The organism is Lysobacter sp. 2RAF19 (assembly GCF_052115395.1).
Lineage (GTDB): Bacteria > Pseudomonadota > Gammaproteobacteria > Xanthomonadales > Xanthomonadaceae > Noviluteimonas.
The window spans coordinates 924,425-937,258 of sequence record NZ_JBFRGO010000001.1 but is presented as its reverse complement, the minus strand read 5'-3'; the positions used below and the strand labels follow the sequence as shown (position 1 = coordinate 937,258).

The 12,834-nt window shown below is 68.7% G+C and carries 14 protein-coding genes; 7 read left to right on the top strand and 7 right to left on the bottom strand.

Going from position 1 to position 12,834, the window contains the following annotated elements:
- Nucleotides 1-71: 71 nt before the first annotated feature.
- Complete coding sequence (gene trxA, locus AB4059_RS04555) at nt 72-947, bottom strand: thioredoxin (protein WP_498976999.1); 876 nt, start codon at nt 945-947, stop codon at nt 72-74.
- A 78-nt stretch (nt 948-1,025) separates the two neighbouring features.
- Between trxA and AB4059_RS04550 the strand changes: the two genes are divergently transcribed.
- Nucleotides 1,026-1,664, top strand: coding sequence for a DUF998 domain-containing protein (locus tag AB4059_RS04550; protein ID WP_498976997.1), 639 nt, complete (start codon nt 1,026-1,028; stop codon nt 1,662-1,664).
- Here the strand turns inward: AB4059_RS04550 and AB4059_RS04545 are convergent.
- The 4 genes from AB4059_RS04545 to AB4059_RS04530 all read right to left on the bottom strand — a co-directional run bounded on the left by AB4059_RS04545 (nt 1,653) and on the right by AB4059_RS04530 (nt 5,665).
- Nucleotides 1,653-4,067 carry a fimbria/pilus outer membrane usher protein gene (locus tag AB4059_RS04545; protein ID WP_498976995.1) on the bottom strand — a complete coding sequence of 805 codons (2,415 nt, stop codon included), beginning with the start codon at nt 4,065-4,067 and terminating at the stop codon, nt 1,653-1,655. The genes AB4059_RS04550 and AB4059_RS04545 overlap by 12 nt on opposite strands.
- Nucleotides 4,067-4,774 (bottom strand): fimbrial biogenesis chaperone, encoded by a 708-nt coding sequence (locus AB4059_RS04540; RefSeq protein WP_498976993.1) that lies wholly within the window; start codon nt 4,772-4,774, stop codon nt 4,067-4,069. The genes AB4059_RS04545 and AB4059_RS04540 overlap by 1 nt, the downstream gene beginning before the upstream one ends.
- The gene (locus AB4059_RS04535; protein ID WP_498976991.1) at nt 4,771-5,310 is read right to left on the bottom strand and encodes a fimbrial protein; all 540 of its coding nucleotides are present in this window, start codon (nt 5,308-5,310) and stop codon (nt 4,771-4,773) included. The genes AB4059_RS04540 and AB4059_RS04535 overlap by 4 nt, the downstream gene beginning before the upstream one ends.
- A 97-nt stretch (nt 5,311-5,407) precedes the next feature.
- Nucleotides 5,408-5,665 carry a SemiSWEET transporter gene (locus tag AB4059_RS04530; RefSeq protein ID WP_498960267.1) on the bottom strand — a complete coding sequence of 86 codons (258 nt, stop codon included), beginning with the start codon at nt 5,663-5,665 and terminating at the stop codon, nt 5,408-5,410.
- 60 nt (nt 5,666-5,725) lie between these two features.
- Here AB4059_RS04530 and leuS point away from each other — a divergent pair, with 60 nt between their 5' ends.
- From leuS to rlmH, 6 genes are all read left to right on the top strand, one after another.
- Nucleotides 5,726-8,458, top strand: coding sequence for a leucine--tRNA ligase (gene leuS, locus AB4059_RS04525; RefSeq protein WP_498976989.1), 2,733 nt, complete (start codon nt 5,726-5,728; stop codon nt 8,456-8,458).
- A gap of 54 nt (nt 8,459-8,512) precedes the next feature.
- Nucleotides 8,513-9,127, top strand: a complete 615-nt coding sequence (locus tag AB4059_RS04520; protein WP_498976987.1) for an LPS-assembly lipoprotein LptE — start codon at nt 8,513-8,515, stop codon at nt 9,125-9,127.
- Between the two features lie 4 nt (nt 9,128-9,131).
- Complete coding sequence (gene holA / locus AB4059_RS04515; protein ID WP_498976985.1) at nt 9,132-10,178, top strand: DNA polymerase III subunit delta; 1,047 nt, start codon at nt 9,132-9,134, stop codon at nt 10,176-10,178.
- A gap of 3 nt (nt 10,179-10,181) precedes the next feature.
- Nucleotides 10,182-10,850 (top strand): nicotinate-nucleotide adenylyltransferase, encoded by a 669-nt coding sequence (gene nadD, locus AB4059_RS04510; RefSeq protein ID WP_498976983.1) that lies wholly within the window; start codon nt 10,182-10,184, stop codon nt 10,848-10,850.
- Between the two features lie 73 nt (nt 10,851-10,923).
- Nucleotides 10,924-11,343, top strand: coding sequence for a ribosome silencing factor (gene rsfS, locus AB4059_RS04505; protein ID WP_498976980.1), 420 nt, complete (start codon nt 10,924-10,926; stop codon nt 11,341-11,343).
- Nucleotides 11,344-11,373: 30 nt separating this feature from the next.
- Nucleotides 11,374-11,844 carry a 23S rRNA (pseudouridine(1915)-N(3))-methyltransferase RlmH gene (gene rlmH, locus AB4059_RS04500; RefSeq protein ID WP_498976978.1) on the top strand — a complete coding sequence of 157 codons (471 nt, stop codon included), beginning with the start codon at nt 11,374-11,376 and terminating at the stop codon, nt 11,842-11,844.
- Between the two features lies 1 nt (nt 11,845).
- On the opposite strand, the gene AB4059_RS04495 is transcribed toward rlmH, so the two are convergent.
- On the bottom strand, nt 11,846-12,529 hold the full coding sequence (locus AB4059_RS04495) for an energy transducer TonB (RefSeq protein WP_498976976.1): 684 nt from the start codon (nt 12,527-12,529) through the stop codon (nt 11,846-11,848).
- Nucleotides 12,530-12,607: 78 nt separating this feature from the next.
- Nucleotides 12,608-12,808 (bottom strand): hypothetical protein, encoded by a 201-nt coding sequence (locus tag AB4059_RS04490; protein ID WP_498976974.1) that lies wholly within the window; start codon nt 12,806-12,808, stop codon nt 12,608-12,610.
- Nucleotides 12,809-12,834 lie beyond the last annotated feature (26 nt).

Below are 12,834 nucleotides of genomic sequence, written 5' to 3'. Positions count from 1 at the left end.
CTTCACGCGACGTTGTGCGTCGCAGCGTGACGCGCAGGGTCGTTGGGTGATGCGCGTCACCCGTGCATACGTCACACCAGCAGCAGGGAGGCCATGCGGCGGCGCATGCGGCCGACGAGTTCGGCATCGTCGACGACCTGGAACGCATCGATCAACGCCTTGCGCGGCAGGCCATCGTCGAAGCTGCGATCCAGCCGCAGCATTTCGAGGAATTGTTCGAGCCCGGCTTCGGCATCGCCGGCGACGATGCGATGCACGCCGAGCAGATGGCGCGCGCGCAGGTCCTTCGGATCGCTGGAGATCGCCGCTTCCAGGACTTGCGGCGCGGGCGCGTCCTTCAACAACGCGGCGAAGCCCAGACGCGCGCGTGCACGCACGGCACGATCGTCCTGCGCGAGGTTGGCGGGCAGGCCGTCGAGCAGTTGTTCGGCTTCGTGCGCATTGCCGGTTTGCAGCAGGGCGAGCGCGAGGTCGAGGCGATGTTCGGGCTTGTCGGTTTCGGTTTCGGCCAGCTTGCGCAGGCGCATCACTTCGGCGTGCGGATCGGCCGGCGGCTCGGGCGCGACGTCTTGCGTGACTTCATCCTGCGGCGCGCCGGGCGCGATGCCGTGGTGGGTGAGGAATTCGCGCAACTGGCCTTCGGGCAGGGCGCCCGGGAAACCGTCGACGAGCTGGCCGTCCTTCACCAGATACACGGTAGGGATCGAACGCACCTGGAAAGCGGCGGCGAGCTGCTGTTCCTTGTCGACATCCACCTTCGCCAGGCGGAAGGCGCCGTTGTATTCGGCCGCGAGCTTTTCGAGGATCGGGCCGAGCGATTTGCACGGGCCGCACCACTCGGCCCAGAAATCGACGAGGACGGGCGTTTGCAGCGACGCCTGGAGAACGTCGGTTTCGAAAGTTTCGGCGGTGGCGTCGAAAACGTGCGGGGAAGCGGTGGTGGCCATGGCGATCGTCGAAGAGTGGATGCGCCACAGATGGGGACGCCCCCGCGGCGCGGCAAGCCCGCACGCTAGCATGTGCGGATGCACACCCCATCCACTCCGCCTGCACGCCTGCCCTCCGTCCGCCTGCTCACGGCCCTGTCGCTGCTGGGCTTCATCGCTGCATTGCTGGGGTTCGGCGCGGCGCTGCACGGGTTTTCCCACGCGATCCATCCCGTCGCGCTGCTCGGCGCGCGCGGCGTGCCGCGCTGGTGGGCGTTCGATCTGTTCGGCTTCCTGCTGCCGGGGTTGCTCGCGTGGGCGGCGACGGTGCGCCTGTCGATCGCCGATCGCGCGCGCGATGCGGACAGCCGCGTGCTGGGCGTGGGCTGGACGCTGTGCGCGTTCGCGGCACTCGCCTTCGCCGCGCAGGGCGTGCTGCCAGTCGATGCGACCCGGGGCCTGGAATATGGCGTGGGCAAGCTCAACACGGCCGCGTGGACCGTGTGGTGGATCGCGTTCGTCGCGGGAAGCGTGCTCCTGGCGGTGGCGTGGCGCGGGCAGGTGGCCTTGCGATTCGCGACCGCGTTTGTCGCTGCGCTGGTGTTGGCGTTCGCGATGTTCGTCGCGGTGCCGGGTGCGCCGGCGATGGGGCAGCGCATCGGGATCGTTGCGTGGTTGGGGTGGCTTGCGTGCGTGGCGTGGGGTGTGTTCGACGCAAGGCGCGCATCAGCCCGGTGAGGCCGGACAGGTGGCGACGGGGATGCCGTCGGACGATGCCGGCCCGACGGTGCAGGGCTGTGGGTGGCCCTCGATGAACCAGGCCGATGCCTGCATCGGAACGCGCGCGAGCCCATCGCGGCCCACGAGCGCGTGCGTCGTCCCCGACGCATCGACCACGCGCGCGCCCAGCGGCGGCGCGCGGCCCTCGCCGATGTCGATGCGCACGAAGTGCATCGGGCGAAAGCTGCTGGCGAGCGGGACATCGATGATCGCGCCCGCGCGCGGCACGACGATGCGCTCGGTCCAATCGAACGCCACGTCGGTCGAAATGCCGCCCACTTCGATGCCCACGCGATTGCGCCGATAGGGCGACAACTGCGGCACGAGCGCACGTCCGCGCCGGTCCAGGCGCACGTTGGGCGCCTGCAGCACGTGCGCGCCGGCGCCGTGATCGGCGCGCACGAGGGCGATGGTGTCGCCGAGCGTCGGACCGAAGGTGACGCCGTGCGCATGCGCGAGCACGCCGCCTTCGGCCGTCAGCGTTGCCTGGCGCACCGCGGGCGACAGGCTCAGTCCCGCGTCGATGCGACCCGCGCGCCCGGCGTGCCCGATCGAAGCGCTCGTCGTCGTCGCACCGCCGCGCGCATCCCCGGCCCGCGAGACACCGAGGTTCCAGGCATTGCGATCGCGCAGCACGCCGCCGACCCCCGATTGCACGTCGAGCCGCTCCGGCCCTGCGCGCACGTGCGCATGGGCGAACGCGATGTTCCCCGCATCGCCGAAGCGCAGGGGCAGGGTGAGCGACAACACCGCGTCGTTGGTCGCGCGATGGGCGATCCGTCGTGTGTGCTCGATGGAGGCATTCAGCACCGCGCCGCTGCGCGCAGTGGGAATCGACCAGCCGAAACGCGCGCTGCGTTGCGGGCCGCCGATGGCGTGGAAGCGACGATCCACGATGGATAGGTGCAGCCCATGCCGCCGGTCGCGAAATGATTTCTGGAGCGTGGCGTCGAAGCGCTGGCGTTCGCGGCGTGCGTCGGGCGCGTGGCGCGCTTCGCGCAGCGAGTGGTAGGCGGTCGGGGTCGAGGTCGCGCTGATCTGCAAGGTCGTGCGCGCGGCCGCCATGTCGGTCGTGAAGGCCGCGCGCGTCGCGGCGCCGCGGGCCAGCCCCGTGTCGCGCGCGGTGCGCGCGTGCAGGCGGTCGATCGACAAGGCGCCCGCGAGCGACGCGAACGCGACGCCCGCCAACGCTTGCGCGTGACCCGTCGTGGCCAGCGCCGCCGCACGCAACGTGACGCGATCCTGCACGCCCGATTCGAGCGCCCCCGCCACGACGGGTGCATCCCATCGGTCGATGTCCGACAGCCAACCCGCGGCCAGGCCGAATCGCTTCCGCCCGGCGCGCAGCACTCCCGGCATCGCCGCGTAAGGAACCGCGAAGGTCCGCACGCGACCATCGGCTTCAACGATGCGCACGTCGAGATCGCCGCCGCGCCCGAGTGGTTGGACGTCGGCGAGCGCGAAAGGCCCCGGCGGCACCGCCGTATCGAACAACAAGCGCCCTGACTGTCGCACTTGCACGCGCGCATTGGTATCTGCGACGCCGCGGATGACGGGGGCGGTGCGCAGTTGCGATGCCGGCAACATGCGGTCGTCGGATTGGAAGCGGACGCCGCGCAGCGCGACCGGATCGAACAGCAATCCGTTGGCATGGAAGTCGCCGAGCGTAAGGCGTGCGTCGAAGCGCGGGACATCGCGTTCCAGGTGCGCGGAGAGCGTGTCGCTCTCGCGACCCTGCGCGGGACGCCACAGGTGCGCGCTGCGGTGGCGCAAGCGCCATGGCCCCGCGTTCATGCCGGCGTCGAGGCGCAGGCTCGCGCGGTCGAAGGCTTGCGTGCCTTCCATCTCGGATCGCAGCAGGGTTGCGCCATATCCGAGGCGGAAGGCGGTGATTCCGGCATCGGGCGGGGCGGCGTCGATCGTCGCGTTTCTCTCGGCCAGCAAGGCCTGCGGGATCGACACGTGCAGCGCGAAATCGCCGGGCACGTAGCGTGCGTTCGCAGCGGGATGCAGCGCATCGATCGTCGGGCACGCCGCCTGCGCAGATCTGCCGCGATTGGCGAAGTCGGCAAGGCGCGCGATGTCCACGCCCACCCATTCGACGAAGCCCGCGTCGAAGCAGGGCGCTGCCTCTGCGCCGTCGAAGCGCACGCGGCGCCGCCCCAGCGGTACGCCATTGCGCCAAACTTCGACGTCATGCACGCCCGCTCGCACGGGTTGGCCCGCTTCGAACACAGAGACGTCCACGTCGCGCGCATGGCGCAACATCGTGGCGTCGAACCGCACGTGCGGCGAGGCCGGTTCGCCTGCGTGCACGGCCGCGCAAGCGAACGCGAGCGCGAAGGCCGGCGTGCCGCGCATCACCGGGCCTGCGCTTCCGACAACGCACTCTCGAACCGATCGCGCCCGCCCAGGTCGTTGATCGCTTCGAAGATGATGCGACCGCTGCGACGCGCCGTCTTCGGCCGCACGATGGTGCTGGCGAATGGTGGAACCATTTCGCCGAGCACATCCCAGGACTCACCGTCGGCGATGCGCGCGATGGTGACGTGATAGGGCGTGGGGTTGTCGATCTCCAGGCGCGCATCGTCGAGCACGCGCCACTGCAATGCGGCCGGCGCCCGACCGGGGGAGCCGGGCAGATCGCTCGGCCGATGCAGCAGCTTCACGCGCGTGCGCAGGGCGATCTTCATCGTCGACGCATCGGCTTCCGCCGGCGGATCCGGTGGTACGTCGAGTACGTTGAGCCAGAACAAGGTCTCGCGATCCGGCGCCAGCGCGCCGGGCAAACGATGCAGGCGCAGGGTTTGCCCCTTGCCCGGATCGATGCGGAACAGCGGCGGGTCGGGCGCGAAGGGGATTTGCGCCGCGCTGATCGGCGATTCCACCCATGCTTCGACCAGGACCGGATGCGCATGGCGGTTGCTCAGGCGCACCGTGACATCACGCGCGTCGCCGGGAAAGACGACGCGCGTGTTGTCGAGCACGACGCCCGCGTGCGCGCAGGGCGCGAACGCGAACGCCAGCAGCGCGATCCCGCAGGATGCGATGCGAACCACGATGCTCACGGATAGTGCAGCGAGTACACGACGCTCGTCGTCACCACGCCGGCCATGGCACCGGCCGCGCCGACGTTCTGGTAGGCGACCTGGTAATCCATGGTGTCGAAGGTCTGGTAGAGCGTGTTGTCGTCGCGCTGTGTTTCGCTGCCGACCGCGATCTGCGTGCCGTCGCCGTTGAACAGCGCGAGGTTGACGTCGGGCAGGCTGGTGGTGAGCGTGCCCGAGGCGGGGTCGACCGTCGGGCCGCCTTCGAAGAACACGCGCACGCCGTTGGCGACGAACTGGCAATTGGACAGGGCCATGCGGAAGTTGGTGCGGCCGGCGACGTCGCCGGGCCCCAGCTGGTTGGTGCTGATGATGGGCAACCGGACGGCGAACGACGGCGTGCCCGTGGTGCCGCCGCTGACGTCGCAGGTGGCGTCGGTGATCTGGCCGTCGAAGGAGATCGTGCCGGAGGTGGCGGCGGCCGTGGGCGAAGTCAGGCAACCGGCGACGAGCAGGGCCGGGACGAAAGCGAAGCTGCGGGAATCGGTGTGGCGCATGGAACACTCCTTGTTGGGTGTGTCCACATCCTCCGGTTCGGCCGCTTCCATCGCAGTCGGTGAACTACGCACTGCAGTGTCAGAAAACCCTGAAACCTCATCCCCAGCGCAACTTCATCCCCAAAATCGCCGCCGACAGCCCCAGCGTGATGGTGTTCGACACGATCATCGGCCACGAATGCAGCGCGATCCCGTAGGCCAGCCAGAACCCCACGCCGATGGTGAACACTACGTACATGTGCAGCGAAATGCTGCGGGTATCGCGGGTGCGGAGGATTTTCACCGCCTGCGGCACGAAGCACAGGGTGGTGAGCGTGGCGGCCACATAGCCGGTCCAGGTGAGGTCGAGGTCCATGCCGGCAGTATCGCCGGTCTGATAGGCTCTCCGGCCCACTATTGTCCGTGCAAACGACCGATGTCCGCCGCCCCCGACGCGCCTGCCTACGACCCCCGCACCCTCGAAGCCGCCGCCCAGCGCTTCTGGTCCGACCGCCGCGCGTTCGAAGTGACGGAAAACGACCCCCGGCCGAAGTTCTTCTGCCTGTCGATGCTGCCGTACCCCTCGGGCGCCCTGCACATGGGCCACGTGCGCAATTACACGATCGGCGACGTCATCAGCCGCTTCCAGCGCATGAACGGCCGCAACGTGCTGCAACCGATGGGTTGGGACGCCTTCGGCCTGCCCGCCGAGAACGCGGCGATCAAGAACCGCACCGCGCCGGCGAAGTGGACCTACGCCAACATCGACCACATGCGCGACCAGCTGCGCACGATGGGCTACGCGATCGACTGGTCGCGCGAATTCGCCACCTGCCGCCCCGATTACTACGTGCACGAGCAGCGCATGTTCGTGCGTTTGATGAAGAAGGGGATGGCGTATCGCAAGAATTCGATCGTCAACTGGGATCCGGTGGACCAGACGGTGCTTGCCAACGAGCAGGTGATCGACGGCCGCGGCTGGCGTTCGGGTGCGCTCGTGGAGAAGCGCGAGATCCCGCAGTGGTTCCTGCGCATCACCGATTACGCGCAGCAATTGCTCGACGGTCTCGACGCGCTGCCGGGCTGGCCCGACGCGGTGCGCACGATGCAGCGCAACTGGATCGGCCGCAGCGAAGGCCTGGAATTCGCGTTCAAGGTCGACGGCAGCGACGAACAGCTGCACGTGTTCACCACGCGCCCCGACACGCTGATGGGCGTGACCTTCATCAGCATCGCCGCCGAGCACCCGCTCGCCAAGCAGGCGGCCGCGAGCGATCCTTCGCTGGCCGAGTTCATCGAAGACATCCGCCACGGCGGTGTGTCGGAAGCCGAACTGGAAACGCAAGCCAAGCGCGGCCGCGACATCGGCCTGCGCGCGCTGCATCCGGTCACCGGCGAGCCGCTGCCGATCTACGTCGCCAACTTCGTGCTCATGAATTACGGCACGGGCGCGGTGATGGCCGTGCCGGGCCACGACCAGCGCGACTGGGAAATGGCGCGCCATTACGGCCTGCCGATCCGCATGGTGATCGTGCCGCCGCAGGTGCGCGATGCCGTCGTGGAAATCGCGTCGGGTGCGCCGATGCAGCACGATCCGATGGACGCCGCCTTGCACGGCGGCAGCGCCGACCTGTACGAAACGCGCGCCGCGGTCGAAGTCATCCAGGAATTCGAGCGCAAGATCCAGGAAGAGGGCGCGTACACCGAGCGCGGCCTGCTGGTGAATTCCGGCGAATTCGACGGCATGGATTACGACGAGGCCTTCGAGGCGATCGCCGCGCGTTTCGAGGCCGAAGGCCACGGCACGCGCCGGGTGAACTTCCGCCTCCGCGACTGGGGCGTGAGCCGCCAGCGTTACTGGGGTTGCCCGATTCCGGTGATCTATTGCGCCAAGTGCGGCGCGGTGCCGGTGCCGGAAGACCAGTTGCCGGTCGTGCTGCCGGAAGACGTCGCGTTCTCCGGGGTGCAATCGCCGATCAAGGCCGATCCGGAATGGCGCAAGACCTCGTGCCCGCAGTGCGGCGGCGCGGCCGAACGCGAGACCGACACCTTCGACACCTTCATGGAGTCGAGCTGGTACTACGCGCGCTACACCTCGCCGGGCGCGGCCGACATGGTCGATGCGCGCGCCAACTACTGGACGCCGGTCGACCAGTACATCGGCGGCATCGAACACGCGATCCTGCACCTGCTGTATTTCCGCTTCTATCACAAGCTTTTGCGCGACGCGGGCATGGTGCACAGCGACGAACCGGCGACGAACCTGCTCTGCCAGGGCATGGTGATCGCCGAGACGTATTACCGCGACAACGCCGATGGCTCGAAGGAGTGGATCAATCCGGCCGACGTCGACGCCGAGCGCGACGAACGCGGCCGCATCACCGGCGCGCACTTCAAGGCCGACGGCAAGCCGGTGCACATCGGCGGCGTCGAGAAGATGTCGAAGTCCAAGAACAACGGCGTCGACCCGCAGGCGATGGTCGACCGCTTCGGCGCCGACACCGTGCGCCTGTTCTCGATGTTCGCCGCACCGCCCGAGCAATCGCTGGAATGGAACGAAGCGGGCGTCGAAGGCATGGCGCGTTTCCTGCGCCGCTTCTGGCGCGAAGTGACGACGCATGTCGCGCAACCGGATCATCCGGAAGTCGCACCCGCGTCGCTCGACGCCGCGCAGAAAACCCTGCGTCGCCAGTTGCACGAAACGATCCAGAAAGTCGGCGACGACTACGGCCGCCGCCACAGTTTCAACACCGCGATCGCCGCGTTGATGGAACTGCTCAACCACGTGTCGAAATTCACCGACATGAGCGACCAGGGCCGCGCCGTGCGCCACGAAGCGCTGCAGGCGATGGTGCTGCTGCTCAACCCGGTGACGCCGCACGTGAGCCACGCGCTCTGGCAGGCCCTGGGCCATCCGGAAACCTTGCTGGAAGACATCCCCTTCCCGAAGGCCGACCCCGATGCGCTCAAGCGCGATGCCCTGACGCTCGCCATCCAGGTCAACGGCAAGCTGCGCGGGACCATCGACGTCGCACCCGATGCATCGAAGGACTTCGTCGAGGCCGCGGCACTCGCCGAGCCCGCGGTCGCGCGCTTCCTCGAAGGCCAGACGGTGCGCAAGGTGATCGTGGTGCCCGGGAAGATCGTCAACATCGTGGCTTCGGCCTGACGTTCCCTGCGGTGGCCTTGCCCACCGCAGCCTCCCTCGTCCAGACTGGCCTCCATGCGAATGCCCCCCACGCTTGTCCGAACCACGATGCTGCTGGCGCTCGTCGCCCTGTGCAGCGCCTGCGGATTCCACCTGCGCAATGCACTCACGCTGCCGGTCGAACTCAACCCCGTGCGCGTGGTGTCGCCCGACCCCTACAGCCCCCTGGCCGAATCGCTGGCCGACCAGATGACCCGCGCCGGCGCGATCCCCGCGACCGACCCCGCGCAACCCTCGACCACCCTGCAGATCATCTCCGAGCGCTGGGGCGATACCCCGATCAGCATCGACGAACGCGGCCGCGCCCAGGAATTCAGCCTGCGCTACGCCGTGATCTTCGCGCTGCTGGACCAGGCCGGGAACGTCGTGGTGCCGCAACAGGCCGTCGAACTCTCGCGCGACTACGTCGCACCGCCGGCCGATGCCGTCGGCGCGACCTCCGAGCGCGAACTGCTCGCCAAGGAACTGCGCCGCGAAATGTCGACGGCCATCCTGCGTCGCGTCGGCGCCGCGTTGAACGTCACGCGCCCCGAAATCCACAACGGCGTGCGCACGACCCCGCCGCCTTCGTCGTCCACGACGCCCACGGCCCCGGCTTCGGCGTCCACGACGTCCACGCCGCAATCCTGACGCGATGGCCGAGCTGAGGCCCGATCGGCTCGCGGCGCAACTCGCCTCCGAGCCCATGCGGCCTGCGTACCTGATCGCGGGGCCCGAAACGCTGGTCGTGCTGGAAGCCGCCGATGCCGTGCGCGCCGCCGCGCGCGAGCAGGGCATCGGCGACCGCGAGGTCTACGACATCGAAGGCCGCGACCCGGATTGGGACAGCGTGGCCGCCGCCTTCCAGGCGCCGGGCCTGTTCGCCGCGCGGCGCGTGGTCGAAATCCGCATGCCCGGCGGCAAGCCGGGCAAGGACGGCGCGGAGATCCTCACCCGATTCGCCAACGATCCACCGCCCGACGTGGTGTTGCTCGTCACCGCCGGCGACTGGAGCAAACAACACGGCGGCAAGTGGAGCGAAGCGCTTGCGCGCATCGGCCATCAACTGATCGCGTGGCAAGTCAAACCGCACGAGCTCAACGGATGGATCGACGCGCGCATGCGTGCGCGCGGTTTGCGCGCCGACCGCGACGCGGTGCAGGCACTGGCCGACCGCGTCGAAGGCAACCTGCTCGCGGCTGCGCAGGAAATCGACAAGCTGTCGCTGCTCGCCGAAGGGCGCACGCTCGATGTGGCGACGATGGAATCGCTGGTGTCCGATTCCTCGCGCTACGACGTGTTCCGTCTGGTCGATGCGGCGATGAACGGCCAGCCCGCACAGGTCTCGCGCATGCTGCACGGCTTGCGCGGCGAAGGCGAAGCGGTGCCTGCATTGCTCGGCATGGTCGCGATGGAATTGGCGCGTGCGGCGGCGCTGGCGCGCGTGGCGGCCCGCGGCGGAAACCTGCAGGCCGAATTCAAGGCGCAGCGCATCTGGGATTCGAAGCAGGCCGCATACACGCGTGCATTGAAGCGCCACGACGCCGCGCGCTGGGAGCGTTTCGCCGCCGAAGCCGGGCGCGTGGACCGCATCGCGAAGGGCCGCCCGCAATGGGGGCGCGATCCGCACGATGCGTGGCTCGCGCTCGAACGCGTGCTGCTCGCCGTCGCCGATCCTCGCGCACTGCGCCTGCTGGGCTGACGCGTGACGCCGCTCGTCCTCTGTTACGGCGGCACCTTCGATCCCGTCCATACCGGTCATCTGTTCATTGCACGCGCGGTGCGCGATGCGTTGCATGCCGACGTGCACCTGCTGCCCGCCGCCGATCCCCCGCACAAGGGACCGACGCACGCCGATGCGGCGCAACGCGCGCACATGCTCGACCTGGGGATCGAGGGCGAATCAGGCCTGGTCGTGGATCGTCGCGAATTGCGTCGCGCGGGGCCGTCTTACACCGTCGACACGCTGCGCGAGTTGCGCGCCGAATACGGGCCGCATGCACCGCTGGTGTGGATGGTGGGTGGGGACTCGGTGTTCGAATTGGACACCTGGCACCGCTGGCGCGAATTGTTCGAACTGGGCCATCTGCTTGCGATCGACCGACCGGGGGCGCCCATCGACCAGGAGGCCCTGGCCGCGCGCGCGCCGGCCGTCCACGCCGAGCTCGCACCGCGCTGGTGCGTGCCTGCGCAACTGCATGCACTGCCGGCCGGTGGCTTCGCGCAATTCCGCCTCGGCGCGGAACGGCCGGAGTCGTCCACCGAACTGCGTCGCCGAATCGCCACCGGCGATCCGCGCTGGGAAGACTGGGTGCCGGCGCCGGTGGCCGCATTCATCCGCCAGTCGGGGCTTTACGGACGCTTGCGCTCGTGATGCCGACAGTTTCACGCCTGCCGGCCGCGAGCGCCTCGTATAATCCCTCCGTCTCCAACGAGCCCAGCTGCCCTTGACCACTGCCGCGCAAGTCATCAAGACCCGCCTTCCCAATCCGCCGCCGCCGGCAGACGTCCTCCTCCAACACGTGCGCAACGCCGTCGAGGAGCTCAAGGCAAAGGACGTCGTCGAGATCGATGTCCGCGGCAAGACCAGCGTCACCGACCACCTGGTCATCGCCTCCGGTACCTCCACCCGCCACGTCAAGTCGATCGCCGACGAAGTCGTGCGTCACGCCAAGAAACTCGACTGCATGCCGCTCGGCGTGGAAGGCGAGCGCGAGGCCGAATGGGTGCTGGTCGACCTGGGCGATGTCGTGGTCCACGTGATGCTGCCGCGCGTGCGCGAGTTCTATGCGCTCGAGCGCCTGTGGACCGTCGGCGACCAGCCGCCGGAAGAGGAAGACGCGCTGGCCACCGGCCGCGCCGAGTAAGCAAGGCGTGCGTTTGCGCACGTCGCGGCGATGAAGGCAAAACTCATCGCCGTCGGCGAACGCGCCCCCGCGTGGGTCGCCGACGGATTCGCCGAATATCGAAAACGGCTGTCGCACTGGCTGCCGCTGGACCTGGTCGAAATCGAACCCGGCGTGCGCGGCAAGGGCCGCGACGCCGCGCGCGCGACCTTCGAGGAGGGCCAACGCGTTCTGGCCGCCATCCCCAAAGGCGCTTTCGTCGTCGCGCTGGATGGACGCGGGCGCACGTGGAGTTCGGAGCAACTCGCGCAGCGCATGGAAACCTGGCGCGGCGCAGGGCGCGATCTGTGTTTCCTGATCGGCGGGCCCGAAGGCCACGCCAGTGAAGTGATCGCGCGGGCCGACGACACGTGGTCCCTCGGCCCGCTGACCTTGCCGCACATGTTGGTTCGCCTGGTGTTGGCCGAGCAGTTGTATCGGGCGAATGCGATGCTCGCGAATCACCCGTACCACCGCGCGTAAATCACCGCAGCACGAACTTCACCGGCACCAGGCCCACCGCCTGCACCGCGTGCCCATCCTGCGTCGCCGGCTTGAACTTCCACTTCTTCAGGATGTGCTTGCGCGCTGCTTCATCGAGCGAGCGGTTGCCGCTGCTCGTCTGCACGCGCACGTCGAGCGGCACGCCATCGACGCCGACCAACACTTCGAGGATCACCGTGCCTTCGACGCGGCGCATCATCGCCTCGCGCGGATAGGCCGGCGGCGGGGCGCTGGCGTATTCGAGGCTGTCGGCGTGGATCGGGCCGACGACGGGCGGCGTTGTTTCGATCGGGATCGCGGTGTCGGGGTTCGGATCGTAGGGCGGTGCGACGTCTTCGCCGACAGGATCGACCACCGGCGGCTGCGCGACGGGGACCGGCGTCGGCGCGACGGTCGGATGCGTCAGGAGGTGACGGATCGGCGGCGGGGGCGGCTGAGGCGGCGGGTGATCGATGTGCCTGGGAAATTGGAAGATCGGAATGACCACGTCTTCTTCCGGCAACGCCTGCGGCGGCGCCATCGGCATCATCAGCAACATCAACGCCGCACCATGCAGCGCGATCACACCGGCGATCGCGGTGATGCGTGCAGGACTCGGGCGTTCGAGCAGATGCCCGGCTTGCGCGGGGCGGCGGGACATCGACGGCGCGATCGTGTGCGACATGGCATGGCCTCCGTGGTGGCATCAGGTCCAACGCACGGGCTTGCACAACGGGGTTGCGGTATCGCGAAACGCGTCGCCTCAGTGGTTCGACGCGTTCTTCGCCGGATCGCCCTGTTCGTCCGTATCGCGATCGATGCCCGGTTCGTCGGGCTGGTTGCCGGGTTTGGGTCCCTTCGCCTGCGCATCGCCTTTGTCGCGCGGCTGGTTCTCGGCATACCCCGGGTTACGACCCGCCCGCGGGTCTGCCGCGGGCGGGGTATCGCGTTGCTTGTCGGCCATGGCGCTGGACTCGCGAATGCGCGCAG